Genomic DNA, 25834 nt, shown 5'->3' with positions numbered 1-25834 from the left:
GACGAACGGGAGTCCTGCGGCCGGGGCTGCCGCGGGACTCCCGTTCGTGGCGCTCGGATTCAGCGGGTGGCGCGCCCGTAGAGGACCAGGGCGCGGGAGAGGGCCGTGAGGGCCACCGTGCACAGCAGGGTGCGGATGATGTTGGTGGAGACCCAGGTGCTCTTGAACTTCTCGACGATGGAGAAGTCGGTCAGCTTCGCGGCGTCGCCCGCGTCGGCGAGTTCGTTGTTGAGGGGGATGTTCACGGAGAAGGTGATCATCAGGACGACGAAGTAGGCCACGGTGGCGACGGCGACCCAGACGGCGACGTTGCGGCGGCCGGCCCGGAACTCGACGATCGCGGAGGCGGCGGCGACCAGCAGGGCGAGGACGAACACCATGCCGAAGAGCCCGTTGCCGTCGATCGCGGCGTTGAAGTTCTGCATCGCCGTGACGTAGGTGCGCTCGTCGCCCGCCGCCAGACCCGGCATCACCGAGACGTCGAAGGCGAAGAAGAGTCCTGCCATCAGGCCGACGAGGACGGTGGAGACCAGGAGGAGGACGGTGGCCACCTTGCCTCGTTCGGCGGCCTGCGGCGCCGGGGCCGGCGGTCCGGGCTGGGCCCAGGCGCCGGGCGGGGCCGCGTAGGGACTCGGGCCGCCGGCGGGGGGCTGCTGGGGGCTACCGGCCGGATTGGGGTTCATGGGACATCCTCATCTGCGGTGGTGGGAGTTGTGCTCGCCCTCGGCACGGACATTTTGATCGTGGCATTCCCCGGGGTGCCCGGCCATGGGGTTTCCACCGGCTCTCGAGCGGTGCTCGAGAGCCGGTGGCGTGAACTGTTCGGTCAGTAGCGGTAGTGGTCCGGCTTGTACGGGCCCTCGACCTTGACGCCGATGTAGGCGGCCTGCTCCGGGCGGAGCGTGGTCAGGCGGACGCCGAGGGCGTCGAGGTGGAGACGGGCGACCTTCTCGTCGAGGTGCTTGGGCAGCACGTAGACCTCGGTCGGGTACTCCTGCGGCTTGGTGAACAGCTCGATCTGGGCCAGCGTCTGGTCCGCGAAGGAGTTCGACATCACGAAGGACGGGTGACCGGTGGCGTTGCCCAGGTTCAGCAGACGGCCCTCGGAGAGCACGATCAGGACCTTGCCGTCGGGGAACTTCCACGTGTGGACCTGCGGCTTGACCTCGTCCTTGACGATGCCCTCGATCTTCGCGAGACCGGCCATGTCGATCTCGTTGTCGAAGTGACCGATGTTCCCGACGATCGCCTGGTGCTTCATCCTGGCCATGTCCGAGGCCATGATGATGTCCTTGTTGCCGGTCGTGGTGATGAAGATGTCGGCCGTCTCCACGACATCGTCGAGGGTGGCGACCTGGTAGCCGTCCATCGCCGCCTGCAGCGCGCAGATCGGGTCGATCTCGGTGACGATGACCCGCGCGCCCTGGCCGCGCAGCGACTCCGCACAGCCCTTGCCGACGTCGCCGTAACCGAAGACGACCGCGACCTTGCCGCCGATCAGGACATCGGTGGCACGGTTGATGCCGTCGATCAGCGAGTGACGGCAGCCGTACTTGTTGTCGAACTTCGACTTCGTCACGGCGTCGTTCACGTTGATCGCCGGGAACAGCAGGCTGCCCTCGGACATCATCTCGTACAGACGGTGGACACCGGTCGTGGTCTCCTCCGTCACACCGCGGATTCCGGCGGCCAGGGCCGTCCAGTCGATGCTCGTCCTGCCCAACAGGCCCAGGACCAGGGCCATTTCCTCGTTGTCGGCGGTGGAGGGGTCCGGGACGCGGCCGGCCTTCTGGTACTCGACGCCCTTGTGGACCAGGAGGGTGGCGTCGCCGCCGTCGTCGAGGATCATGTTGGGTCCCGCGTGCCCGGGCCAGGTCAGCGCCTGCTCCGTGCACCACCAGTACTCCTCCAGCGTCTCGCCCTTCCAGGCGAAGACCGGGATGCCGGCGGCGGCTATCGCGGCGGCGGCGTGGTCCTGGGTGGAGTAGATGTTGCAGGACACCCAGCGGACCTCGGCGCCGAGCGCGACGAGCGTCTCGATGAGCACGGCCGTCTGCACGGTCATGTGCAGCGAGCCGGTGATACGGGCGCCGGCCAGCGGCTGCGCCCGGGCGTACTCCGCGCGGATCGCCATCAGGCCCGGCATCTCGTGCTCGGCCAGGGTGATCTCCTTGCGGCCGAACTCGGCGAGAGAAAGGTCTGCGACCTTGAAGTCCATGGGTTCTACTCCGTGATGGTGGTGGCTGGGTCGTGGCTGACGTTCAGGTTCTGATGGATCTCTAGAGTCGCGGTGGACTTGTTGAGGGTGATGTAGTGCAGGCCGGGTGCGCCCTCGGCGAGGAGGCGCTCGGACATGGCGGTCGCGTACTCGACACCGATGCGGTGGCCGGCCGCCGGATCGTCCTTGGCGGCTTCGAGCCGCTGGGCGAGGGCGTCGGGGAAGCGGGCGTCGCTGAGCTCGGCGAAGCGCCGGATCTGGCGGAAATCGGTCGCCGGCATGATCTCGGGGATGATCGGGGTCAGGCAGCCGACGGCGAGGAGCCGGTCCCGCAGCCGCAGGTAGTCCTCGGCGTGGAAGAACATCTGGGTGATGGCGTAGTCGGCGCCGGCGTGACACTTGGCGGCGAAGTGGCGGATGTCCTCGGTCCAGGAGGGCGAGCGGGGATGACGCTCGGGGAACGCCGCCACGCCCACGGTGAAGTCGCCCAGCCGGCGGATGAGCGAGACCAGTTCGTGGGCGTGGGTCAGGCCGTCCGCATGGCGCGTCCACTCCCCCTTCGGATCGCCGGGCGGGTCACCGCGCAGGGCGAGGATGTCGCGGATACCGGCGTCGGCGTACTGGCCGATGATGTGGCGCAGTTCGGCGACCGAGTGCCCGACCGCGGTCAGGTGCGCGACCGGGCGCAGGGTGGTCTCGGCGGCGATGCGCTTGGTGACCTCGACGGTGCGGCTGCGGGAGGAGCCGCCGGCGCCGTAGGTGACGGAGACGAAGGACGGGGCGAGGGCCTCGATGCGGCGGACGGCCGCCCACAGGGTGCGCTCCCCGGCGTCCGTCTTCGGGGGGAAGAACTCGAAGGAGAAGGTCCGCCGGCCCTGGGCCAGCAGTTCACGGACGCCGAGCGGGGCGGGGGTGCGTTGGGGGGTGGGGGTGGGGGCGCGGGACGTGCGGGGGCGTTCGGCGGTGGCGGCCGGGGCAGCCGGCATGTCGGACTCCTTTCCGGCTGGTGGGGGTCAGCGCGCGTTGAAGTAGTTGGCTTCGGGGTGGTGGATGACGATGGCGTCGGTGGACTGCTCGGGGTGGAGCTGGAACTCCTCGGAGAGCCGGACGCCGATGCGTTCCGGCTCCAGGAGGTCGGCGATCTTGGCGCGGTCCTCCAGGTCGGGGCAGGCCGGGTAGCCCAGTGAGTAGCGGCATCCCTGGTACTCGGTGCGGAACATGCCGGCCATGGACTGCGGGTCGGAGCCGCCGATACCGAGGTCGGCGCGGACGCGGGCGTGCCAGTACTCGGCGAGGGCCTCGGCGAGCTGGACGGACAGGCCGTGGAGTTCCATGTACTCGCGGTATGCGTCGGCGGCGAAGAGCCGCGCGGTCTCCCCGCCGATGCGGCTGCCCACGGTGACGACCTGGAGGCCGACGACGTCGGTCTCGCCGGACTCCTCCGGGCGGAAGAAGTCCGCGAGGCACAGGCGGCGGCCGCGCTGCTGGCGCGGGAAGGTGAAGCGGGTGCGCTCCGAGCCGTTCTCGCCCAGGATGATGAGGTCGTCGCCCTTGGAGACGCAGGGGAAGTAGCCGTGCACGACGGCGGCTTCGAGGAGGCCGTCGGTGTGCAGCTTGTCGAGCCAGCCGCGGAGCCGGGGGCGGCCGTCGGTGGCGATGGTGTCGGTGTCCTTCAGGCCCCACTGGCCCTTGAAGAGGGCGGTCTCGTCGAGCCAGGAGGCGTAGTCCTTGAGCGGGATGCCCTTGACGACGCGGGTGCCCCAGAACGGCGGGGCGGGGACGGGGTTGTCGAGGGCGACGTCGGAGCGGCCGGCGTCGACCGGTTCCGCCGCCGTCAGGAGGGGTGTGTCGCGCTTGGGTACGCGGCGCTGCTTGAGGGGCGGGAGTTGGGCCCCGGGAACGCCGCGTTTGACGCCCATCAGTGCGTCCATCAGGCGCAGGCCCTCGAAGGCGTCGCGGGCGTAGCGGACCTCGCCCTCGTAGATCTCGTGGAGGTCCTGTTCGACGTAGGCGCGGGTGAGGGCGGCGCCGCCGAGGATGACCGGGTAGTCGGCGGCCAGCTTGCGCTGGTTCAGCTCCTCCAGGTTCTCCTTCATGATCACCGTTGACTTCACCAGCAGGCCGGACATGCCGATGACGTCGGCCCTGTGTTCCTGTGCGGCCTCCAGGATCGCGGAGACCGGCTGCTTGATGCCGATGTTGACGACGTTGTAGCCGTTGTTGGTGAGGATGATGTCGACGAGGTTCTTGCCGATGTCGTGGACGTCACCGCGGACCGTGGCCAGGACGATGGTGCCCTTGCCGTCGTCGTCGGTCTTCTCCATGTGGGGTTCGAGGTGGGCGACGGCGGTCTTCATGACCTCGGCGGACTGGAGGACGAAGGGGAGCTGCATCTGGCCGGAGCCGAACAGTTCGCCGACGACCTTCATGCCCTCCAGCAGGGTGTCGTTGACGATGTCCAGGGCCGGCCGGGTCTGCAGGGCCTCGTCGAGGTCGGCCTCCAGGCCGTTCTTCTCGCCGTCGATGATCCGCCGCTGGAGCCGCTCGTCCAGCGGCAGCGCCAGCAGCTCCTCCGCCCTACCGGCCTTCAGCGACTTGGTGTTGACGCCCTCGAAGAGCGCCATCAGCTTCTGCAGCGGGTCGTAGTCGCCCTCGCGCCGGTCGTAGATCAGATCCAGCGCGGTGGTGACCTGCTCGTCGTCGAACCGGGCGATCGGCAGGATCTTGCTCGCGTGGACGATCGCCGAGTCCAGACCGGCCTTGACGCACTCGTCCAGGAACACGGAGTTCAGCAGCACACGGGCGGCCGGGTTCAGACCGAAGGAGATGTTGGAGAGACCCAGGGTCGTCTGCACGTCCGGGTGGCGGCGCTTCAGCTCACGGATCGCCTCGATCGTGGCGATACCGTCGCCCCGGGACTCCTCCTGGCCGGTGCAGATCGTGAAGGTCAGGGTGTCGATGAGGATGTCCGACTCGCGGATCCCCCAGTTCCCCGTCAGATCCTCGATCAGCCGCTCGGCAATGGCGACCTTGTGCTCGACCGTGCGGGCCTGACCCTGCTCGTCGATGGTCAGCGCGATCAGAGCCGCACCGTGCTCCTGCGCGAGCCGGGTGACCAGAGCGAACCGGGACTCCGGACCGTCGCCGTCCTCGTAGTTCACCGAGTTGATGACCGCGCGGCCGCCCAGCTTCTCCAGACCTGCCCGGATCACCGGGACCTCGGTCGAGTCGAGCACGATCGGCAATGTCGACGCCGTCGCGAAACGGCCCGCCAACTCGGCCATGTCGGCAACGCCGTCACGGCCCACGTAGTCCACGCACAGGTCGAGCATGTGCGCGCCCTCGCGGATCTGGTCGCGGGCCATCTCCACACAGTCGTCCCAGCGGGCCTCCAGCATCGCCTCACGGAACTTCTTCGACCCGTTCGCGTTCGTCCGCTCACCGATCGCCATGTACGAGGTGTCCTGGCGGAACGGAACCGTCTGGTACAGGGAGGCGGCGCCGGGTTCGGGGTGTGGATCGCGCGCGGTCGGGGTGAGGCCGCGGACCCGTTCCACCACCTGGCGCAGGTGCTCGGGGGTGGTGCCGCAGCAGCCGCCGACCAGGGAGAGCCCGTAGTCACGGACGAAGGTCTCCTGCGCGTCCGCCAACTCGCTCGCGGAGAGGGGGTAGTGCGCTCCGTCCTTCGTCAGGACGGGCAGGCCCGCGTTGGGCATGCAGGAGAGCGGGATGCGGGCGTTGCGCGCGAGGTAGCGCAGGTGCTCGCTCATCTCGGCCGGGCCGGTGGCGCAGTTCAGACCGATCATGTCGATGCCGAGGGGCTCCAGCGCCGTCAGGGCGGCGCCGATCTCCGAGCCGAGGAGCATCGTGCCGGTGGTCTCCACGGTCACCGAGCAGATCAGCGGAACGCTGACGCCCAGCGCCTCCATCGCCCGCCGCGCACCGATGATGGAGGACTTCGTCTGCAGGAGGTCCTGGGTGGTCTCCACGAGCAGCGCGTCCGCGCCGCCGGAGATCAGACCCTCGGCATTGATCTGGTAGGCGTCACGGATCCGGCCGTAGGTGATGTGGCCCAGCGTCGGCAGCTTCGTACCCGGGCCCATCGACCCCAGCACCCACCGCTGCTGCCCCGTCCTGGCAGTGAACTCGTCCGCGACCTCACGCGCGATCCGCGCACCCGCCTCCGACAGCTCGAAATTGCGTTCGGCGATGTCGTACTCGGCCAGCGCCGCATAGTTCGTACCGAAGGTGTTCGTCTCGACGCAGTCCACACCCACCGAGAAATACGCCTCGTGCACCGAACGCACGATGTCGGGGCGGGTCACGTTCAGAACCTCGTTGCAGCCCTCCAGCTGCTGGAAGTCCTCCATGCTGGGGTCCTGCGCCTGGAGCATCGTCCCCATGGCCCCGTCGGCGACGACCACACGGGTCGCGAGCGCCTCCCGGAGGGCGGTCACCCGTTCCTGCGCGTTCGGCGCGTGTGTCGTCATGCCGGCTGCTCCAGCTTCGGTCCCAGCAGGCCGGCCGCCTGCTCCCCGTACACCGTGCGGACGGTGGCGAGGAGCCGGGCGGGCTCGACCTCGTAGGACTGCGAGCCCACGGCCCGGAGGACCAGTGCGGACATCGCGCAGCCGAGCTGGGCGGCGGTCTCCAGCGGCAGTCCCCAGCCGACGGCGGCCAGGAAGCCGGAGCGGAAGGCGTCTCCGACGCCGGTGGGGTCCTCGGCGCGGACGTCGGGGACGGCGGGGACGGTGAGGGTGGGCGCGCCCTTGGTGTCGATGCGGACGCCCTGCGCGCCGAGGGTGGTGATCCAGGTGCCGACGCGGTCGAGGACCTCCTCGTGGCTCCATTCGGCGCGTTCGCGCAGCAGCGCGGACTCGTACTCGTTGGTGAAGAGCCAGCGTGCCCCGGTGACGAGGGTGCGTACTTCGGGGCCGGTGAGGCGGGCGAGCTGCTGCGAGGGGTCGGCGGCGAAGTCGATGCCCAGTTCCCGGGCCTGTTCGGTGTGGCGGACCATCGCGCCGGGGTCGTTGGGCGAGACGAGGATCAGGTCGAGGGGGGTGCGGGCGTGCAGGGCGTGCAGGTCGATGCGGGCGGACTCGGCCATCGCGCCCGCGTAGAAGGAGGCGATCTGGTTGGAGTCCTGGTCGGTCATGCACATGAAGCGGGCGGTCTGGTGCCGGGCGGAGACGTGCACCGCGCCGGTGTCGACTCCGTGTTCCTTGAGCCAGACCTCGTACTCGGCGAAGTCGGAGCCGACGGCGCCCGCGAGGAGGGGGGTCAGGCGCAGGCCGCCGAGGCCGTAGGCGATGTTGGCGGCCACTCCCCCGCGCCGCACCTCGAGGGTGTCGACGAGGAAGGACAGGGAGATGTGGTGCAGCTGGTCGGGGAGCAGCTGGTCTACGAACCGGCCCGGGAAGGCCATGAGGTGATCTGTGGCGATGGATCCGGTCACCGCGATACGCACGTGGACTCCTGTGAGCTGGTCTGTGGTCGGCGGGGCGAGGTGCTGGGCTGGAACATCAGGCAGGGGGCATGGGCCGTGGAGTGTGGGGTGTGCGGGTGGGGGTGCGGGGCGGGCGGCGCCGGCCGGCGCTCGGCGCCGCCCGCCCGGCCCCCTCGGGGCTGTTCAGGCTCCGGCGGCGGCCTTCAGCAGCTCGGCGCGGTCGGTGCGCTCCCAGGTGAAGTCCGGCAGTTCACGGCCGAAGTGGCCGTAGGCGGCGGTCTGGGCGTAGATCGGGCGCAGCAGGTCGAGGTCGCGGATGATGGCGGCCGGGCGGAGGTCGAAGACCTCGGCGATGGCGTCCTCGATCCGGGTGATGTCGGTCTTCTCGGTGCCGAAGGTCTCGACGAACAGGCCGACGGGCTCGGCCTTGCCGATGGCGTACGCGACCTGGACCTCGCAGCGGGAGGCGAGGCCGGCGGCGACCACGTTCTTGGCGACCCAGCGCATGGCGTAGGCGGCGGAACGGTCGACCTTGGAGGGGTCCTTGCCGGAGAAGGCGCCGCCGCCATGGCGGGCCATGCCGCCGTAGGTGTCGATGATGATCTTGCGGCCGGTGAGGCCTGCGTCGCCCATCGGGCCGCCGATCTCGAAGCGGCCGGTCGGGTTGACCAGGAGGCGGTAGCCGGCGGTCTCCAGTTTGATGCCGTCGTCGGCGAGCCGGGCGAGGACGTGCTCGACCACGTGGGCCTTGATGTCGGGGGCCAGCAGGGCTTCCAGGTCGATGTCGGAGGCGTGCTGGGAGGAGACGACGACGGTGTCCAGGCGGACGGCCTTGTCGCCGTCGTACTCGATGGTGACCTGGGTCTTGCCGTCGGGGCGCAGGTACGGGAGGGTGCCGTTCTTGCGGACCTCGGAGAGCCGGCGGGAGAGCCGGTGGGCGAGGTGGATGGGCAGGGGCATGAGTTCGGGGGTCTCGTCGGTGGCGTAGCCGAACATCAGGCCCTGGTCGCCGGCGCCCTGCTTGTCGAGCTCGTCCTGATCGCCTTCCACCCGGGTCTCGTAGGCGGTGTCGACGCCCTGGGCGATGTCCGGGGACTGGGCGCCGATGGAGACGGACACGCCGCAGGAGGCGCCGTCGAAGCCCTTGACGGACGAGTCGTAGCCGATCTCCAGGATCTTGTCGCGTACGAGCTGCGCTATCGGTGCGTAGGCCTGCGTCGTCACCTCGCCCGCGATGTGCACAAGACCGGTGGTGATCAGTGTCTCGACCGCGACGCGCGAGGTCGGGTCCTGGGCGAGCAGCGCGTCGAGGATCGTGTCGCTGATCTGGTCGGCGATCTTGTCGGGGTGTCCCTCGGTCACGGATTCCGAGGTGAACAGACGACGGGACATGTCACTCCTGGTGGTGTGGGACGGGGTGTCGGGTCGGGCGGGGCGGGGGCGGTCAGGGCCGGGCGGTGGTGGTGGCTGCCGCCGTGGCCGTTTCCAGGGTTCGGGCGAGGGCCCGGACCGGGTCGGGGCCGGGGCCGCCTTCGCCTTGGGTGGTGAGGGCGCCGCCGATCGCGACGAGGGGCGGGTGCCAGCCGTGCGAGGCGATGCGTTCGGCCACCGCGCAGGCGAGGGAGCCGGCGCCGGAGAAGCCGGCCAGCAGCAGGGGTTCGCCGCGGGCGAGGGCGGGGCGGAGCGCCGCGAGTACGGTCGTCGCGTCGGCGGGCGGCGCCACGGTGGTCAGGGCCTGCGGGCCGGGGTAGGCGGCGGCAAGTGCGTCGTAGCAGCCCGGTGGTGCGTCGGGCGGCGGGACCAGGCAGATCGTGCCGGCGCCGGTACGGGAGGCCGCGCGCAGGATCCGCAGGGTGCGGGCGGTGGGCGCGGCGACGCGGGGTACGGGGCTGCCGTCGAGCAGGGCCAGGGCGTCGGCGACGGTGGTGACGGCTTTGCCGGGGGCGTGGGGCAGTTCGCGCAGCAGCAGGGTGGTCTGGGCGAGGGTTTCTGCGGCGTCGGAGTCGGCGATGCGGGTCCGGTCGTACACGCAGGTCAGGACGAGGGCGCCGTCGGCGTCGTGGTGTGCGGTGACGGTGAGGGGGCGTGCGGTGTGCGCTGCGATGGTTTCGGCGGGGCCGACCCGTATGCCCTCGGTGGCGAGTTCGGTGTGGATGGGGTCGTCGGCGGGTGCGGGGGGTGGTGTCGCTTCGAAGGCGATGAGCGAGTCGGGGACCGGGTGGGTGGTGGCGGGGCCGGGGTGGTTCGTGGCCGGCGGGGACCACAGTGCCGCCTGGCCCGGGGAGACCCATTCGTGGGAGGCCGCTTCGAGGGCCTGGCCGGCCAGGGTGGTGAGCAGGCGGGTCAGGGGGGTGGCCGGGTCGATGCGGACGTGCAGCGGCAGGGCGCCGCGCAGCGGGCCCGGGAGGCGGTCGGCGCCGGGGAGCGGGATGCCGCGGCCGGAGACGGCGGCGGCGAAGGCGACCGCGGGGGCGGTGGGGGCGGCGCGGTGGAGCTGGAGGGCCCAGACGGTGTGCAGGGCGGTGCTTTCGGTCGCGCCCCGGTCGGCCGCCCAGTGGCGCAGGCGCAGTGCCTCGTTGGGGGTGAGGCGTTGGCGGGTGCGGCCGTGGCCGCGCCGGCGGGGGCCGGCGCCGGGCTGCCGGTCGGGGCGGGTCGGGTCGGGTCGGCCGGGGAGGCCGGCGGCGCCCGCGGGGGCGCCGGCGCGGGCCCAGAAGGCGCGGGCGGGTGCCTGGTTGCGGCGGGCGAGCCAGTGCATGTGGTCGCGGAGGTCGGGGCGTCGTTCGCTGCCGAGGGGCCGGCCGTCGGCGAGGTAGGCCCGGTACAGGGTGCGCCGGAGCAGCCGGGCGCTCCATCCGTCGAGCAGTGCCTGGTGGTAGGTCAGCAGGATGCGGTACACCTGGCCGGGTTCTTCCAGCAGGGCGATGCGCAGGGCCGTGCCGGGCCGGTGGAGGTCGAATTCCCGCATCCGTTCGCTGAGCAGCAGTGCGTGCCAGTCCTCGCTGCCGCGGGGGTGGCGTTCCAGTTGCGGGGCGGCGTGCGGGTGTACGGCGATGAGCGGGCCGGTGCCGGGTGCGGCGGGCCCGGCCAGGGCGGTGCGCAGCACTGCCTCGCTGTCGTGGAGGTTCTGCCAGGCGGCGGTGAACCGCCGGGCGTCCAGCGGCCCGTACCAGCGCCAGTGGAGTTGTTCCACGTGCAGGCCGGCGCCGGGGTGGGTCATGGCGTCGAGGAGTACCTCGCGTTGCAGGGGTGTGGTGGGTGGGAGTCTTTCCGGCTCCGCGGTGGTGCCTGCGGGGTGTGGGGTGCATGCGGGGTGTGGGGTGCGGCCGTGGTGGCGGGCGCATTCGGGGTGTCGGGTGCAGGGGACGGCGGCGGGTTCCCGGGCGGGGTGGGGCCCGTGTCCCGCCGCCGTGGACCCGGTGAGCAGGTCGCAGAGCCGACCGGCGGGGAACGGCGGCGGGGGCAGGGTGAGGGTGTGGTGGTGGTCGGTGTGCCGCTGCAGCCTCGGGGTGCACGGGGGCAGCGACGCGAGGGCGGCGGTGAGCGCGGCAGGGGTGAGGCTGCCGTGGAGGTCGAGGGAGGTCGGAGGGCCGGGTGTGAGCACCACGGTCATGGCCACAGTGGCGGCCATCGGCTTCCCTCCTCTTCCCTTTCGGTTTCGGACACATGCAGGACTCGTGGGGGACACGGCCGGACATGGTCTGTTGTCGAGGATTCTTCCGCCCGGTCCTCGGCCCGTCCTTGAGCGCGCATCGAGTCGGGATGCCGTCAGCGGATCCGGAAGTTGGCCATCATTCCCATCGCCGAGTGGTCCAGCAAATGGCAGTGGTAGACGTAGGTGCCCTTGTAGGTGTCGAAGGTGGCGTGGAGTTTGACGGTCTCGCCGGGGAAGAGACGGACGGTGTCCTTGAGGCCGGCCTCGGCCGGCCCGACCGGGGCGCCATTGCGTTCCAGGAGCCGGAACTGGACCAGGTGCATGTGGAAGTTGTGCGGGACGAGCTTGTTGGCGTTGGTGACGGTCCAGATCTCCGAGGTGCCGTGTGTGATGGTCTGGTCGATGCGGTGGTGGTCCCAGACCTGGCCGTCCATGAAGCCCTGCGGTTCCTGCCGGCCGTCCTCGTCCATGCTGAGGACGACGGTGCGCTGCACGGTGGCGGGCGGCAGGGCGGCGAGGGTGCGCAGTACGTTCGGGACGCGGCTCGGGTCGGGGGCGGTGCGTACGACGTCGAAGCGCAGGACCTTGCCGACCTGGTCGGGGGTGCCGGGGCCGAGGGTGTTCTCCAGGACGATCCTGGTGCCGGTGGGGTAGCGGGAGAAGTCGATGACCACGTCGGCGCGTTCCGCCGGGGACAGTCCGATGGTGTCGGTGGTGAAGGGGCGTTCCAGCAGTCCGCCGTCCGAGCCGATCTGGATCATCTGGCCGCCGTCGGACAGGCGCAGCTGGAAGAAGCGCATGTTGGAGGAGTTGAGCAGCCGGAAGCGGTATTTGCGGGCGGCGACCTCGAAGTAGGGGGTGGGGCGGCCGTTGGCGAGGATGGTGGTGCGGCCGAAGACGTCGTCCATGACGTAGACCAGCTGTCCGCTCTCGTCGAAGCGGGCGTCGCGCAGGGCGATGGGGACTTCGTACTGGCCGGCGGGCAGCGGCAGGGAGCGTTCGTTGTCGTCGGAGAGCAGGTAGGTGGCGGACAGGCCGCGGAAGACGTGTTCGGACTCCATGTGGTGCGCGTGGTCGTGGAACCAGAGGCCGGCGCCGGGCTGCTGGTTGGGGTAGGTGTAGGTGCGGGAGGTGCCCGGGGCGAAGGTGTCCATGGGGCCGCCGTCGTTCTCCGGGGAGACGTTGCCGCCGTGGAGGTGGACCGCGACGGGCATGGTGAGGGTGTTGCGGTGGCGGATGACGACTTTGCGTCCGGTGCGGGCGCGCAGGACGGGGCCGGGGAAGTGGCCGTCGTAGGTGAGGACCTTGGTGCGCACCCCGGGGATGATCTCCCGTGCGGCTTCCTTGATCGTGACGGCGTAGGTGTCCTGGCCGGCGGGCCCGGATATCGGTGAGAGGACCGGCAGGGTCGGCATCCGTACGGTGAAGGGCGGCGGGACGGTGACCGCGTCCGTGCCGGCGGAGTTGGCCTGCGCGGACCCGGAGGCGAGCAGTGGCGTCAGCCCGCCGGCGGTGAGCAGGCCGGCGCCGGTCGCGGCGACGGCTCCGCCGAGCAGGCTGCGTCTGGTGACCATGGGATGTCCTCCTGGGAAGGGTGGGTGCGCGGGCCGTCCGGGAGGGGGCCGTTCGCGCTGCCGGGGCCGGCGCGTGGTGGTGCCGCGCAGGTGGCGCGCCGCGAGTGCACCAGATGCGGCTTGCGGGCGGCTCGAGCCCGGATGGTGTGCGGGGGTTCGGCGTTGCGCGGGCCTTGCGGGGGCTGGGCAAGGCTCCTCGTGCGTACGTATGACCGCGTACGCGCGACTGTGCCGCCGATCGGGGCGGCCGCTGGGGGGAGGCACCCGTGGACCTGAGGGACCTGCACGACTTACGCGACTGGCTGCCGCGCGCGCTGGGGGTGGCGGAGCGGTGGGGCGGTCAGTTCGGGCCGTACGAGAGTCATGACGCGCACCGGGTCGCATCCGACGCGTTCACCGAGGCGTTCGACCGGCTGGCCAAGCGGATGGACCACAACTATCCGTTCTTCCACCCGCGTTACGCCGGACAGATGGTCAAGCCGCCGCACCCGGCGGCCGTCACGGGCTATCTGACCGCGATGCTGTTCAATCCCAACAACCATGCCGCCGAGGGCGGTCCCGCGACGACCGAGATGGAACGCGAGGCGGTCGCCGCGCTGGCCGGCATGTTCGGGTTCGACGCGCATGTCGGGCACCTCACCACCAGTGGCACGATGGCCAACCTGGAGGCCCTGTACGTGGCCCGGCAGGTGCATCCCGGCCGTGGGATCGCCTACAGCTCCGAGTGCCACTACACGCACGAGCGGATGTGCCACGTGCTGGGCGTGGAGGGCCATCGCATCCCCGTCGACGGGTACGGCCGTATCGATCTCGACGCGCTGGAGGATGCGCTGCGCGGCGGGCGGATCGGGACCGTCGTCGTCACCACCGGCACGACCGGGCTGGGGGCGGTCGACCCGGTGCACGAGGTGCTGGCGCTGGCGCGCCGGTACGGGGTGCGGGTGCACGTGGACGCGGCGTACGGCGGGTTCTACGCGGTCCTGGGCCGGGTGGGGGCCGGCGGCGTCGACCCGGCGCCCTGGCGGGCGATCGCCGGCTGCGACTCGGTGGTGGTGGACCCGCACAAGCAGGGGCTGCAGCCGTACGGGTGCGGGGCGGTGCTCTTTCCCGATCCGCGGGCCGGGCGGCACTTCGCGCACGATTCGCCGTACACCTATTTCACCGACGCCGAGCTGCACCTGGGCGAGATCAGCCTGGAGTGCTCGCGGGCGGGTGCGGCGGCCGCCGCGCTGTGGCTGACGCTGGAGCTGCTGCCGCTGACCCCGGACGGGTTCGGGCGGATCCTGGCCGCGAACCGGCGGGCCGCGCTGCGGTGGGCGGACCTGCTGGCCGCGTCCGGGGAGCTGGAGCTGTACCAGCGCCCGGACCTCGACATCGTCACGTATTTCCCGGTGACCGCCGACCGGGCGCTGTCCTCGATCGACGCGGCGTCGGAGCGGCTGCTGCGGGCGGGGATGACGGCGGAGGCGGACCCGGTGTTCCTGAGTGTGCTGCGTGCGGACGCGGATGCGTTCGTGCGGCGTCACCCGGGCGTGGTGCGGGACGCGCAGGCGGCGCGGGTGATCCGCAGCGTCCTGATCAAACCGGAGTCCGAGCACTACCTGCCGACCCTGCACGCCCGTGTGGCGGAACTCGCGGCGGACGCCCGGGCCACGCCCTGACCCCTCTCCCCCATTTCTTCTGTGCCCTTCCTTCCTCCATCCCGTCACCTGACCGGAGGCCTTGCCTTGTCTGCCCTGCCTTTGAACCGGCTGAGCCCATCGGCCGTCACCGACCTGTCCGCCCTCCTCGCCGCCTGCTTCCAGCAGGACGCCCTGACCCGCTGGATGATCCCCGGCGAGCGGCGGCGCGGCGAGCTGCTGCCCGGGTTCTTCCGGGTGTTCGTGGAACTGTCCGCCGCCTACGACGGGGTGCTCACCGGCCCGGACGGCGACGCGGTGCTGTTGTTCCTGCCGCCCGGCGCCGAGCCGGACGGCAGGGCCCTGGACGCGGCGTTCGCCGATGTCCTGGGCGAGTACGCGGAGCCGATGCGCACCATCGCGGGCCTTCAGGAGGAGGCCCATCCGCACGGCGCGCCGCACTACTACGTCTCCTTCGGGGCGGTCCGCCCCGGCCGGCAGCAGAGCGGCCTGATGTCGGGGCTGCTGGGGCGGGTGGTGGCCCGTGCGGATGCCGACGGCGTCGGCGCCTATGTGGAGGCCAGCTCCCCCGGCGGTGAGGCGGCCGCCCGGCGTGCCGGTTTCCGGCTCCTGGGCGCGGACGTCGCGCTGCCCGGCGGAGGACCTGTACTGCGACCCATGTGGAGGGACCCCCGATGAGGGGAGACGATCTGATCCAGTCGTGGACCGCCGGCGAGATAGCCCGCGGTGAGGCTCCGGCGGAGTACCTCGGGCCGTTGCTCCAGGTGCTGATGTGGAGCAGGGACTTCCTGGTCTCCAGCCATCCCGAGCTGGGGCGCAGCGGCCCGGTGTGCCCGTACACGCAGCCTTCGCTGCGCAAGGAGCTGTTCCATCTGGCGGTGCCGGCGGCGGGGTGCGAGGATCTGGCCTCCGCGGTCGACTCGCTGCGTACCCGTCATGCGGTGCTCGCGCAGCGGCTGGCGCCGGAGGACCGTGAGCTGCTGACGATCCTGCTGGTGCTGCCGGGGTTCGATCCGACGGATTCGGTGGAGTTGGACGAGCTGCAGCGCAAGGCGAAGGACGAGTTCGTGGCGGAGGGGCTGATGATCGGTCAGTTCCATCCGGTGTGCGAGGAGCCGGGTCTGTACAACGAGGCGTTTCGGCCGCTGCGTTCTCCGGTGCCGCTGCTGGCGGTTCGCAAGCTGTTGGTGTTCGACCTGCCGTTCCTGGTGGGTGACGACTTGCACATGGATCACTACCTGCAGCGTTTCGCGCCGGATCTGCCGTCGCGGATCCGTGATCAGTTGGTGAGCCGGGTGGTGGCCGCCTGATTTCGGTGCGGGCACGGCTGTGGCCCCGGTGGCGTCTGCCACCGGGGCCTCGGTCTGTCGGGCGGTGCGTCGGGCGGTGCTTGGGGCGGGTGGTTCAGTGCGGGGCGGCCCGCAGGCAGTCCTCCAGGAAGGTCAGGACGCGCAGGTGGTAGGCGGGGGCGGTGTGGCCCAGGCTGATGTTGTGGCCGGAGGCGGCCAGGTGGTCGACGGTGACGGAGGGTGCGGCCGTCAGCCGGGAGGTCATCGCGGACAGGGTGGGGGCGTCCAGGTTCCACCAGGCCTCGTGTTCGGCGAAGGTGAGGCGGACAGGGACGCGGACGTCGGGGGCCAGTGCCTCGTACTGGGCGGTCCAGCGCAGGGTTTCCGCGGACTCCAGCGGTGGTGTCGTGGCGAGCAGGGTGCGGCTGGCCTGGAAGGTGCCGCGGGGGTAGAGGTTCAGGGGGCCCCAGTTGAGTCTGGTGGCGCCGGCGCCCAGGGTGGAGGGGAAGTGCAGGGCCTCGGGGTTGTAGCGGTAGCCGACGCCGGAGGCGTCCAGGCCCAGCAGGGGGGTGCCGCCGCCGTCGGCGGCTGCGGTGTGGAGGGCGACCTTGCCGCCGTCGGAGTGGCCCAGCAGGAGGATTCCGGCGCCGATGTCGTACTCGGCGGCGTGCTCCTTGAGGGCGGCGTGGAGGGTTTCGGCCTGGCCGGCCAGGGTCTGGCCCTCGGGCAGCGGGCCGGCGGAGTCCCCGTAGCCGGGGCGGTCGACGGCCAGGACGGCGTGGCCCAGGCCGGTGGCCACAGGGACGAAGGAGTTCCAGTACGCGGCCCGCATGCCGCGGCCGTGGATGGCCAGGATCGTGGCGCGGGTCCGTGTGCCGTCCTGGGGCAGGGCCAGGAGGGCCGAGAGGGTGATGCCGCCCGCGTTGAGGGTGTAGGGCCGGGTGTGGGGGTGCTGTGTCGTCATCGGACCGCCAGCCCCTTTCGTGTGCCTTCCATCGCGTCCACCCAGGCGGCGGGCGAGCCGGTGCGCAGCAGTGAGGTGCCCACGAGGAGGCCGCCGAAGCCGGCGTCCAGGAGTGCGGCGGCGGTGTGCGGGCTGTCGATGCCGCTGGCGCTGACCGGGCAGGCGGCGCCGGCGGTACGGACGGCGGGCAGCAGGTCCAGGGATCGGCCGAGGTCGCCGGCGCCGCGTTCGCGGGTCTTGATGTCCTTGTTGTTGACGGCGATGACGCATTCCTCGGGGTGGTGGACCGAGTCGAGTTCGCTCTCCTTGGTGATCTCGACGAAGGGGGTGAGGCCGGTCAGCAGGCATTCGGTGACCAGGGTCCGCATGCTGGACGCCGGGAGCAGTGCCGCGGTGAGCAGCACTGCGGAGGCGCCGAGCTCCCTGGCGGTGCGGATCTGGTCCTTTCTGGTGATGAAGTCCTTCTGGAGGATGGGCAGTGCGGTCAGTGCGGCCACGTCGCGCAGCAGGGCCGGTGAGCCGCCGAACCAGCGGCCTGTCACGACCGAGACGCAGGGCGCGCCCGCGCTCTCGTACGCGGCGACGATGGCGGCGGGGGTTCTGCCGCCGAGCATGTCGTAGCCGTGGGCGTCGCGTCGTTTCACCTCCATCACCACGGGGGTCGGGGAGGCCAGGAGGGCCTCGAGAAAAGGGAAGCCGGTCCGGTTGTCCTTCGTCATCGCGACAGCTCCAGTCGGGGGTGGTCGGGGAGGGGGGTGTGGCCGGTGCCGGTGCCGGTGCGCCAGGCGCGGGCCAGGGCGGCGATCTGCGGGACGCCGAAGCCGCCGGTGGTGGTGCGGGCGGCGGTGTCGACGTCGATGCCGCGGAATCCCGGGTGGTGGACGACGTCCTCGTAGGCGGGGCGGTTGGCGGGGGTCAGGCCGCCGGCGAGCAGGAAGGGGCGGGTCAGTCGGGGCAGCAGGGCGGTGACGCGGTCGGGGTCGAGGGCGGCGCCGGTGCTGCCGATGCGGCCGTCGCCGGTGGCGGTGTCGAGGAGGAAGAGGTCGGTGCCGGCCCGGTCGTAGGCGCCGATGAGGGGGCGTTCCACGCAGCCGCCGTTCTCCTGGACGTGGAGGACCTTGACGATGCCGACGTCCGCGGGGAGTGCCTCGCGCAGGGCCCGTACGAGGGCGGGGGGCTGGTAGGCGTGGAGTTGGATCCAGCCGACGCCGGTGCGCGCCGCGATCGCGGCGAGTTCACCGGCGTCGGACAGGAAGGTCACCAGGACCGGCAGGAGGCCGGTGGAGCGGGCCGCCGCCGCGAGGGCGGCGAGCCCGTTCCGGTCCAGTTCGCTGGGGCCGCCGGGTACGCCGTGCCAGAGGCCGACGCAGTCGGCCCCGGCGGCCGCCGCGGCCTCGATGTCCTGCGGGGCGGTGGCCCCGCAGACCTTGAGCAGGGTCCGGGACAGGGGGCGGGTGGTGCTCACTTGCCCAGTCCCAGCATCGAGGCGATGCGGTTGTACTGGATTTCGTTGGTGCCGGAGTAGATCGTGCCGCCCACCGCGTTGCGCACGTCCTGCTCCAGGCCGAACTCGGCCATGTAGCCGTGGCCGCCGAAGATCTGTACGGCGGTGAGGCTGGTGGCGAGGTTGGATTCGCTGGTGACGATTTTGGAGATGGCGAGGTCGGTGGTGATGTTCTCGCCGGCCTCCAGTTTTTCGCCGGTGTCGTAGAGCCACTTGCGGGCGGTCTCCAGCTGGATCTTCGTGTCGACGATCTTGTTGGCGATCGTCTGGTACGAACCGATCGCCTTTCCGAACGACTTACGCGTCTTCGCGTACTCGACACACCGTTCCAGCCGGTGCTGCATCTCGCCCACGTTGACGATGAAGGAGAAGAGGATCTCCCGTTTCATCACGTGGTCCAGGACAAGGAAGCCGCCTCCGACACGGCCGAGGACCGCGGTTTTCGGTACCCGTACGTCGTCGAAGAACAGCTCGCTGAGCGGTGAGGTCCGCAGGCCCATCTTCTTGATGGGTTTGCCGGCGCTCAGGCCGGGGGTGTTGCGGTCGACGAGGAAGGCGGTGGTTCCGAGCGGGCCGCCGTCGGGGTGGGTGCGGGCGTAGACGACGATCACGTCGGCGATGGGGCCGTTGCTGACGAAGACCTTGCTGCCGTTGATGACGAAGTCGTCGCCGTCGCGGACGGCCCTGGTGGTCATGGCCATGGCGTCGGAGCCGCCCTCGGCCTCGGTGATGGCGTGGGCGCCGATGGCCTCGCCCGAGCAGATCCGGTGCAGGTAGCGCTCTTTCTGTTCGGTGGTGCCGAACTGCTGGAGGGGGATGCCGGTGGAGCAGATGGAGGTGGTGATGCAGAAGCTGAGGCCCGCGTCGCGGTTGTACTCGCCGAGGCCCTCCAGTACGTACATGGTGGTCAGGAGTGACTGGCCGAGGCCTCCGTGGTCCTCCTCGAAGGGCAGTGAGAGGATGCCGGTCTTCTGGACGAGCTTCCACTTGTCCTCCGAGAAGGCGGACTGCTCGTCGAGTTCGATGTGGTCTGCGCTGAGTGCGTCTCCCCACCGTTCCAGGCCGTCGCGCAGCTCTGCCTGGTCGGCGTTCCAACGGATCACGAGGGACCCCTTTGATTCGGTGATGGTGAGGACGGGTGGTGCGTCGGGTGCCTCAGTAGGCGGAGGAGCTGTGGGCGTCGAGGCTGTGGACCTCGTCGCCGCGCAGGGCGGGCGAGAAGACGCAGACCAGGCGCAGGTCCTCGTGCGGGCTGGCGACGAGGAAGTGGGCGTCGTGCTGGTCGAGTGCGTACATGCGGCCCGGGACGATCTCGTGGGAGGTGCCGTCGAGCTCGATGACCTCGCCGGAGCCCTCGATGCAGTAGCAGGCCTCGAGGTGGTTGACGTACTCCAGGCGGGACTTGGTGCCGGCCAGGACGGTGGTGTCGGTGAGCGAGTAGCCCAGTCCGTCCTCGGCGAGGAGGAAGCGGCGGCTGAGGCCGTTGCCCCACTCGACGGTCTTCACGGACTCGATGTCGCGAACGATCATGGCAGTCTCCTGGTGTGAGGGTGGTGCACGGGATGGTTCGGATGAGGGGTGGAGCTCGCTTTCCCGCCGGTCAGGCGGTTCGGTGCGGTGTTGCGGGCAGGACGGAGCGGACGAAGGTGCGGAAGGCTTCGGTCACGTCGGTGCCGGCTTCCTGGGCCCGTTCGACGGCGGCGACCGCGGCGGAGCCGATGATCGCGGCGTCGGCGCCGGCGGCGCCGACGGCCTGGACGTCCGCTCGTGTGCTGACCCCGAAGCCGACGGCGATCGGGGACGTGGTGTGCGCCCGGAGTGCGGTGACCGTCTGTGCCAGCGCGGCGTGGCCGGCGGCGGGTGCGGTTCCGCTGCGTCCGTAGTGGGCGACGAGGTAGAGGTATGCGCAGGCCTGTGCGGCGGCCTGGGCCTGGGTGGTGGGCGGGCTCTGGGTGTAGCAGGTGGTGACGACGGGCAGGCCTGCCGCTGCGGCCGATTCCAGGTGGGTGGCGCGCAGCCGTGGGGGGAGGGCGTGGACGAGGAGTCCGTCCGCGCCGGCGGCGGCGATCTCGCGGGTGGTGGTGGCCAGGTCCCGGTGTTTGAGGGAGTGGCTCCAGTCGGCGAGGAGGGCGATCCGCAGGTGTGTCAGGTGCGGCCGTACGTCGGCGATGAAGGCGAGTACGTCGTCCAGGTCTGCGGCGCCGCGGTCCAGTGCCCGGCGGGCCGAGCGGCGGATGACGGGGCCGTCGGTGACCGAGTCGGGGAAGGGGACGGCCAGTTCGAGGCAGTCGACGCCCTCCTCGTCGAGCATGAGGACCAGGTCGCGCAGGACGGGCAGGGGCGGGTCGCCGGCGTTGAGGAAGAGGGCGAGTCCGGGGGGTCCGCCCGGGGTGCGGCGGGTGAAGAAGGGGGCGGGGGCCGGTATCGCGGTCGGGGCGGTGTCCGTCCCCGCCGCCGGGGCGAGTCCTGCGGGGCTAGGCACCGGTCACCGCCAGGGTGCGGGGGGCGGGGGCCGGGGCGGCGGCGAGGCGCTGTGCGAGGTCGTGGGCGGCGCCGGAGCGGATGGCTTCCTCGGCGAGGGAGACCGCCGAGAGCCAGTCGCGGCGGGTGCCGGAGGCCACCACCAGGGCGGCGGCGCCGAGGCAGACGGTGCGGGTGGCGACGCGGCCGGCGTTGCCGGACAGGACGGTCAGGAAGTGTGCGGCGGCGGTGGTCGTGTCGGTGGCCGGTCGCAGGTCGGCGAAGGAGCCGTCGGCGGGGGTGAGTTCGCCGGGGCGGATGATCCGGGTCAGGGAGTTCTCCCCGTGGATGGTGTTGGTCGCGAAGGGCAGCAGTTCGTCCGCGCCGGTGTCGTTGGAGGTGAGCCAGATCCGGCGGGTGGTGGTGGCCTGGGCGAGATGGCGCAGGGTGTCGAGGGGGGCGGCCGCCGAGACCCCGGTGACCTGGGCGGTCACCGGCAGGTCGGCGAGGAAGGGGCCCAGTGCGTTCAGGAACCGGCCGAAGGGTTTCATGCTGTGGGGGGCCACGGTCCGTGCCAGCCGGGTCAGTTGGGTCGGGTAGACGAACGGTCCTGCGAAGGCGATCCCGTGGGCGGCGAGGGTGTCCTCGGTCTGGGCGCGGGAGGAGGTGAGACGGATACCGAGCCGCTCCAGCAGGTCGACGGAGCCGAGTGAGCTGGTGTAGGCGCGGGAGCCCGTTTTGACGACCTTGACCCCGGCTGCCGCGGCGACGAACGCCGAGGCGGTGGAGATGTTGAAGGTCCTGGGGCCGCCGCCGGTGCCGACGACGTTCACGGTGCCTTCCCAGGCGGTGCCGGCCTGCGCCGCCGGCCGGCGCTCGGCGAGCGAGTCCAGCAGGTGGCGCAGGGTCTCGTGGTCGGGGAGCCGGCTGGTCAGGGAGGCCAGCAGGGCGACGACCTGGGCCTGGTCCAGGCCGCCGTCGCCGAGCTGGTCCCACCAGGACCGCCAGGTCTCGCGGCCGACCGGGGCTCCCTGTTCCAGCAGGCCGGTGAGTGCGTCGTGCACGGTCGGTCTCCGTCTCGTCTGCGTCGTGGTCAGTGGTGGTGGCGGGGCCGCTCAGGCGGCCGCGGTGCGGCGGGATTCGGTGATGAAGGTGTCGATCGCCTCGACGCTGCGGAAGTTGTTGGGGTCCAGGTCGGCGTCGCCGATGGCGAGCTCGAAGCGGTCCTCGACCCAGGCGATGAGCTTGAGGACGCCCAGGCTGTCGATGACCCCGTCGTTGAGCAGGTCGTGGTCGGTGGCGAGTTCGGCGGCGGCGGTGCCGGGGAGGAACTCGGTGATGACGAAGTTCTTGATGGTGTCGATGTTGCTCATGACGGGATTCCTTCGGCGAGAGGTGTGGCGACGGGTGCGGTCGTGGGTGCGGTGGTGGTGGGGGCCGGCCGGTCGAGTCGGTCGAGTGCCTTGCGGTCGACCTTTCCGGTGGCGGTCTTGGGCAACGGGTTTTCGGTGACGGTGAGTTGGTGCGGTACGGCGGCCCTGGGCAGGTGGCGGGCGCAGTGGGTGCGCAGTTGCAGGCCGGTCAGGGTGGAGCCGGGGGCGCGCTGGACGCCGGCGACGAGGCGTTTGCCGGCGATGGGGTCGGGCAGGGCGGATACGCCGGCTTCCAGGACGTCGGGGTGTTCCTGCAGGACCCGTTCGATCTCGGCGGTGTTGACGGCGACGCCGCGGACCTTGACCTGGAAGTCGGTGCGTCCGGTCAGGTGCAGGGTGCCGGCGTCGTCGCGTCGTACGAGGTCGCCGGTGCGGAACCAGCGGCGGTCGTCGAGGCCGAGGGGGTGGCCGGTGAACTTGTCGGTGTGGCGGGTGCGGTCGAGGTAGCCGCGGGTCTGGAAGGGCGTGGAGACGAAGAGTTCTCCGCTGCCGGGTCCCTGGACGGGGGTGTTGGTGTCGGGGTCGATGATCAGGGCGCGTACGCCGGGCAGCGGGCGGCCGATGGGGACGGGCGTCAGCGGGCCGGTGGTGGGTGCGGTGTCGACCTCGTGGAGGAAGCTGTCGTTGGTCTCGGTGCATCCGTAGATGTTGTGGATGCGGGCGTGGGGGAAGAGCTGGGGCAGGGCGGCGAGGGTGCGGTCGGGGATGGCGTCGCCGGTGAACATGACGTGTTCGACGTTGGGGAAGGTGTCGCCGGTCTTGGCGGCCGCGTCCTGGAGGAGTCCGAAGGCCATGGGGACGGCCTGGACGATGTCGACCTTGTGGTGCAGGACCAGGTCGCGCAGGTGGCGGCCGTGGGCGGCCAGGGCCGGGTCGACGAGGACCACGCGTCCGCCGCGGGCGAGGGTGGTCCACACGTCGAGGAGGCAGAGGTCGAAGTTGAGGGGGGCGTAGTTCAGGACGGTGCGGCCGGGCCCGATCTTGAAGGCGCGGCCGGCCCAGCGGGTGAACCGGTCGACGGCGTCCAGGCCGAGCGGGACGATCTTGGGGAGGCTGGTGGATCCGGAGGTGGTGAGCATGAGGGCCACCTCGGCGGCCTCGGCGGCCGGCAGCGGCCGGGCGGTGACCTCGGGGTTGGGGGCGACGCGGGCGGGCTCCCCCCCGGGGGCCAGTACCCGGGCGCAGCCGGCCTGGGCGAAGAGGTCGGCCAGGAGGGTGTCGGCGAGGGCCGGGGACGGCAGGAGCAGGGGGCGGCGGGCCAGCAGGCAGGCCAGGACGAGGGCGAGGGCGGCGGGTGACTTGTCGGCGAGGATGCCGACCGGTTCGCCCGGGGCGAGGTCCAGGAGCGCGAGCCGGTCGCGTTCGCGGCCGGCGAGTTCGTACAGCTCGCGGTAGGTGGTCTCCTGGCCGTTGAAGAGGAGCGCGGTGGCGTGGGGGCGGTCGCGGACCTGGGTCAGGAAGCCTCCGAGGAGGCCGAGTTCGACGGTGGGGGCGGTGCGGTCCGCGGCGGCGGCCGTGCGGGGGGTGCGGGGTGCGCTCATCGTGGGCCTCCGGGTGCGGGGGCGGCGAACTCGATCCAGCCGGACTTCACGGCGGCGCCCTTGGGCGTTTTGCAGGTGAAGCGGACGACGCGGGCCTCGGCGTCGGGCTGGAGGGTGATCTCCAGCGGGATGCCGGGGGGTACGGGGGCGGAGAAGCGGCAGCCCAGGCCCCGGACGCGGGCGGAGTCGCCGGCGGCGAAGCGGTCGGTGGCCTCCTCGACGGCGAGGGCGACCACGCTCATGCCGTGGGCGATGACGGTGTCGAAGCCGGCTGCGCGGGCGGCGTCCTCGTCGAGGTGGATGGGGTTGAGGTCGCCGGAGGCGTGCGCGTAGGTGGTGATCCAGTCGGTGGTCAGGGCGTGGACCGCGCTCTGCGGTTCGCCGGCCCCCAGCGGGGCGGGGGCGGCGGGGCCGCCGGCGATGTCGCCGAACGGTTCGAGGAGTGTCGCGCCGACCAGCAGGGCGGAGATGACCAGTTCCGCGAAGGGCTCGGGGCCGTCCTCGCCGGTCAGGCGGACCCGCAGGGCGATGCGGGCGCCGCGGGGTTCCCTGCGGATGCCGAGCACGTCCAGGGTGACGGTGACCTGCTCGCCGGGGCGGACCGGGCGCAGGGTGCGGATGTCCTGGCCGAGGTGGACCACGGAGACGGGGCCCGGCTCGGCGGCGGTCAGCGCGGCGACGGTCTGTTCGGCGACGGTGTGGGCGAGGACGAAGGTGTGGACGGGCGAGGCCTGGCCGGGGCGGGCGGTGGGCAGGCCGCGGCGGGCGGCGCCCCGGTAGTCGGTGATCTCGGGTTCGGTGACGGTGAGCGTGCGGACCGGGGCGGGGAGGGAGAGGGTGGTCATACCGGCGTCACCACCACGGAGGAGTTGTGGCCGCCGAACCCGAAGGAGTTCGTGATCGCGGGTCCCGGGCGCACGGCGCGGGGTGCGCCGTGGACGACGTCGATGTCCATTCCTGGCTCCTGCTCGTGGTGGTTGGCGGTGGGCGGCACCTCGCAGTGGCGCATGGCCTGCACGGTGGCGATGAGTTCGACGGCGCCGGCGGCGCCGATGAGGTGGCCGATGACCGACTTGGGTGCGGTGACGGGCGGCTGGGCGGTGCCGAAGACCTTGGTGAGGGCGGCCGCCTCGGACCGGTCGTTGTACGGGGTGGAGGTGCCGTGCGCGTTGACGTGGACGATGTCGGCGGGGTCGAGGCCGGCGTCGGCGATGGCTGCGGCCATGGCGGCGGCGGCTCCCGAGCCGTCGGGCAGCGGCATCGCGAGGTGGTGGGCGTCGGCGGTGGCGGCGTATCCGGCGACGAGGCCGTAGGTCTTCGCGCCGCGGGCCTGCGCGTCGTCCAGCCGTTCCAGGACGACGAATCCGGCTCCCTCCCCCATCACGAAACCGTCGCGGTCCTTGTCGAAGGGGCGCGAGGCGTGCTCGGGGTCGTCGTTGCGGAAGGAGACCGCGCTGAGGTTGCCGAAGCCGGCCAGGGTGACGGGGGTGAGGGTGTGTTCGGTGCCGCCGGCGATGACCAGGTCGGCGCGGCCGGTCTGCAGGAGCATCAGGGCGTGGCCGATGGCGTCGGCGCCGCTGGCGCAGGTGTTGGCGACGGTCAGGGCCGGTCCGGTCCAGCCGAGGCGGATGGCGATCTGGGCGGCGGCCGCGTTCGGCATCGTCATCAGCGGCATCAGCGGGTTGACCCGGGCGGGGCCGCCTTCGGTGAAGTGGGCGGACTCCAGGTCGCTGGTGGCGCGGCCGCCGACGGCGTTGCCGACGACGATGGCGGTGCGGCCGGCGTCGGCGGTGGGCGATCCGGCGTCGCGGTGGGCGGCGAGGGCCGCGGCGGTGCCGTAGTGGGCGAAGGGGTCCATCCGGCGGGCTTCCTTGGCCGGGACGAGCCCGGCGAGGCCTTCCAGGCCGCGGACCCGGCAGCCGATGCGTACGCGGTGGCGGCTGAGGTCGATGTGGGTGAGGTGGGCGGCGGTGGAGCGGCCGGCGCGCAGCGTGTGCCACAGCTCGTCCGGGGTGCACCCGCCGGGGGTGACCACGCCCATGCCGGTGATGGCTACGGGCGGTTGCGCCGTACTGCCCCTGGACGGTGAAGGCATGTCTGCTCCCTGAGGCGG

At 71.6% G+C, this 25834-nt stretch carries 22 protein-coding genes; 3 read left to right on the top strand and 19 right to left on the bottom strand.

Features of this window, described 5'->3' with window-relative positions:
* Positions 1–59: 59 nt before the first annotated feature.
* The 8 genes from OG373_RS40515 to OG373_RS40480 form a co-directional block, all read right to left on the bottom strand.
* Positions 60–683, bottom strand: a complete 624-nt coding sequence (locus OG373_RS40515; protein WP_405435151.1) for an anthrone oxygenase family protein — start codon at positions 681–683, stop codon at positions 60–62.
* 143 nt (positions 684–826) lie between these two features.
* The gene (ahcY, locus tag OG373_RS40510) at positions 827–2218 is read right to left on the bottom strand and encodes an adenosylhomocysteinase (protein ID WP_405435152.1); all 1392 of its coding nucleotides are present in this window, start codon (positions 2216–2218) and stop codon (positions 827–829) included.
* A gap of 5 nt (positions 2219–2223) precedes the next feature.
* A complete protein-coding gene (gene metF, locus OG373_RS40505; protein ID WP_405435153.1) occupies positions 2224–3204 on the bottom strand; it encodes a methylenetetrahydrofolate reductase [NAD(P)H] in 981 nt (326 codons plus the stop codon).
* 27 nt (positions 3205–3231) lie between these two features.
* Complete coding sequence (metH, locus tag OG373_RS40500; protein WP_405435154.1) at positions 3232–6708, bottom strand: methionine synthase; 3477 nt, start codon at positions 6706–6708, stop codon at positions 3232–3234.
* Positions 6705–7685, bottom strand: a complete 981-nt coding sequence (locus tag OG373_RS40495) for a carbohydrate kinase family protein (protein WP_405435155.1) — start codon at positions 7683–7685, stop codon at positions 6705–6707. The genes metH and OG373_RS40495 overlap by 4 nt, the downstream gene beginning before the upstream one ends.
* 162 nt (positions 7686–7847) lie before the next feature.
* Positions 7848–9056, bottom strand: a complete 1209-nt coding sequence (gene metK, locus OG373_RS40490; protein WP_405435156.1) for a methionine adenosyltransferase — start codon at positions 9054–9056, stop codon at positions 7848–7850.
* Between the two features lie 52 nt (positions 9057–9108).
* Entirely contained in the window at positions 9109–11292 is a 2184-nt protein-coding gene (locus tag OG373_RS40485) for a condensation domain-containing protein (protein ID WP_405435157.1), read from the bottom strand.
* 137 nt (positions 11293–11429) lie between these two features.
* Entirely contained in the window at positions 11430–12890 is a 1461-nt protein-coding gene (locus OG373_RS40480; RefSeq protein ID WP_405435158.1) for a multicopper oxidase family protein, read from the bottom strand.
* A 266-nt stretch (positions 12891–13156) separates the two neighbouring features.
* Between OG373_RS40480 and OG373_RS40475 the strand changes: the two genes are divergently transcribed.
* From OG373_RS40475 to OG373_RS40465, 3 genes are all read left to right on the top strand, one after another.
* Positions 13157–14551, top strand: coding sequence for a pyridoxal phosphate-dependent decarboxylase family protein (locus OG373_RS40475; protein ID WP_405435159.1), 1395 nt, complete (start codon positions 13157–13159; stop codon positions 14549–14551).
* Between the two features lie 66 nt (positions 14552–14617).
* A complete protein-coding gene (locus OG373_RS40470; protein WP_405435160.1) occupies positions 14618–15208 on the top strand; it encodes a hypothetical protein in 591 nt (196 codons plus the stop codon).
* An 86-nt stretch (positions 15209–15294) separates the two neighbouring features.
* Positions 15295–15840 (top strand): DUF6875 domain-containing protein, encoded by a 546-nt coding sequence (locus OG373_RS40465; protein WP_405443891.1) that lies wholly within the window; start codon positions 15295–15297, stop codon positions 15838–15840.
* 94 nt (positions 15841–15934) lie between these two features.
* Here OG373_RS40465 and OG373_RS40460 read toward each other — a convergent pair whose 3' ends face one another.
* The 11 genes from OG373_RS40460 to OG373_RS40410 all read right to left on the bottom strand — a co-directional run bounded on the left by OG373_RS40460 (position 15935) and on the right by OG373_RS40410 (position 25816).
* On the bottom strand, positions 15935–16783 hold the full coding sequence (locus OG373_RS40460) for an alpha/beta hydrolase (RefSeq protein WP_405435161.1): 849 nt from the start codon (positions 16781–16783) through the stop codon (positions 15935–15937).
* Positions 16780–17502, bottom strand: a complete 723-nt coding sequence (locus tag OG373_RS40455) for an indole-3-glycerol-phosphate synthase (RefSeq protein ID WP_405435162.1) — start codon at positions 17500–17502, stop codon at positions 16780–16782. Before OG373_RS40455 ends, OG373_RS40460 begins: the two co-directional genes overlap by 4 nt.
* Positions 17499–18248, bottom strand: coding sequence for an N-(5'-phosphoribosyl)anthranilate isomerase (locus tag OG373_RS40450; protein ID WP_405435163.1), 750 nt, complete (start codon positions 18246–18248; stop codon positions 17499–17501). The genes OG373_RS40455 and OG373_RS40450 overlap by 4 nt, the downstream gene beginning before the upstream one ends.
* Complete coding sequence (locus OG373_RS40445; RefSeq protein WP_405435164.1) at positions 18245–19390, bottom strand: acyl-CoA dehydrogenase family protein; 1146 nt, start codon at positions 19388–19390, stop codon at positions 18245–18247. The genes OG373_RS40450 and OG373_RS40445 overlap by 4 nt, the downstream gene beginning before the upstream one ends.
* Before the next feature lie 52 nt (positions 19391–19442).
* Positions 19443–19817, bottom strand: a complete 375-nt coding sequence (locus OG373_RS40440; RefSeq protein WP_030721055.1) for an ectoine synthase — start codon at positions 19815–19817, stop codon at positions 19443–19445.
* Positions 19818–19887: 70 nt separating this feature from the next.
* A complete protein-coding gene (gene trpA, locus OG373_RS40435; RefSeq protein WP_405435165.1) occupies positions 19888–20769 on the bottom strand; it encodes a tryptophan synthase subunit alpha in 882 nt (293 codons plus the stop codon).
* Positions 20762–21811, bottom strand: a complete 1050-nt coding sequence (locus OG373_RS40430) for a hypothetical protein (RefSeq protein WP_405435166.1) — start codon at positions 21809–21811, stop codon at positions 20762–20764. Before OG373_RS40430 ends, trpA begins: the two co-directional genes overlap by 8 nt.
* Before the next feature lie 51 nt (positions 21812–21862).
* The gene (locus tag OG373_RS40425) at positions 21863–22120 is read right to left on the bottom strand and encodes a phosphopantetheine-binding protein (protein ID WP_397739563.1); all 258 of its coding nucleotides are present in this window, start codon (positions 22118–22120) and stop codon (positions 21863–21865) included.
* Positions 22117–23721 (bottom strand): AMP-binding protein, encoded by a 1605-nt coding sequence (locus tag OG373_RS40420; RefSeq protein WP_405435167.1) that lies wholly within the window; start codon positions 23719–23721, stop codon positions 22117–22119. Before OG373_RS40420 ends, OG373_RS40425 begins: the two co-directional genes overlap by 4 nt.
* Entirely contained in the window at positions 23718–24566 is an 849-nt protein-coding gene (locus OG373_RS40415; protein ID WP_405435168.1) for a MaoC/PaaZ C-terminal domain-containing protein, read from the bottom strand. The genes OG373_RS40420 and OG373_RS40415 overlap by 4 nt, the downstream gene beginning before the upstream one ends.
* Entirely contained in the window at positions 24563–25816 is a 1254-nt protein-coding gene (locus OG373_RS40410; protein ID WP_405435169.1) for a beta-ketoacyl-[acyl-carrier-protein] synthase family protein, read from the bottom strand. Before OG373_RS40410 ends, OG373_RS40415 begins: the two co-directional genes overlap by 4 nt.
* Positions 25817–25834 lie beyond the last annotated feature (18 nt).

This window comes from Streptomyces avidinii (assembly GCF_045161815.1).
Classification (GTDB): Bacteria; Actinomycetota; Actinomycetes; order Streptomycetales; family Streptomycetaceae; genus Streptomyces; species Streptomyces avidinii.
This window is presented reverse-complemented; position numbering and strand designations above follow the sequence as displayed.

Coding starts and splice junctions, on each gene's coding strand:
- OG373_RS40515 (WP_405435151.1), bottom strand. CDS start 683: ATGAACCCCAATCCGGCCGGTAGCCCCCAGCAGCCCCCCGCCGGCGGC.
- ahcY (WP_405435152.1), bottom strand. CDS start 2,218: ATGGACTTCAAGGTCGCAGACCTTTCTCTCGCCGAGTTCGGCCGCAAG.
- metF (WP_405435153.1), bottom strand. CDS start 3,204: ATGCCGGCTGCCCCGGCCGCCACCGCCGAACGCCCCCGCACGTCCCGC.
- metH (WP_405435154.1), bottom strand. CDS start 6,708: ATGACGACACACGCGCCGAACGCGCAGGAACGGGTGACCGCCCTCCGG.
- metK (WP_405435156.1), bottom strand. CDS start 9,056: ATGTCCCGTCGTCTGTTCACCTCGGAATCCGTGACCGAGGGACACCCC.
- OG373_RS40485 (WP_405435157.1), bottom strand. CDS start 11,292: ATGGCCGCCACTGTGGCCATGACCGTGGTGCTCACACCCGGCCCTCCG.
- OG373_RS40480 (WP_405435158.1), bottom strand. CDS start 12,890: ATGGTCACCAGACGCAGCCTGCTCGGCGGAGCCGTCGCCGCGACCGGC.
- OG373_RS40460 (WP_405435161.1), bottom strand. CDS start 16,783: ATGACGACACAGCACCCCCACACCCGGCCCTACACCCTCAACGCGGGC.
- OG373_RS40455 (WP_405435162.1), bottom strand. CDS start 17,502: ATGACGAAGGACAACCGGACCGGCTTCCCTTTTCTCGAGGCCCTCCTG.
- OG373_RS40440 (WP_030721055.1), bottom strand. CDS start 19,817: ATGATCGTTCGCGACATCGAGTCCGTGAAGACCGTCGAGTGGGGCAAC.
- OG373_RS40425 (WP_397739563.1), bottom strand. CDS start 22,120: ATGAGCAACATCGACACCATCAAGAACTTCGTCATCACCGAGTTCCTC.
- OG373_RS40420 (WP_405435167.1), bottom strand. CDS start 23,721: ATGAGCGCACCCCGCACCCCCCGCACGGCCGCCGCCGCGGACCGCACC.
- OG373_RS40415 (WP_405435168.1), bottom strand. CDS start 24,566: ATGACCACCCTCTCCCTCCCCGCCCCGGTCCGCACGCTCACCGTCACC.
- OG373_RS40410 (WP_405435169.1), bottom strand. CDS start 25,816: ATGCCTTCACCGTCCAGGGGCAGTACGGCGCAACCGCCCGTAGCCATC.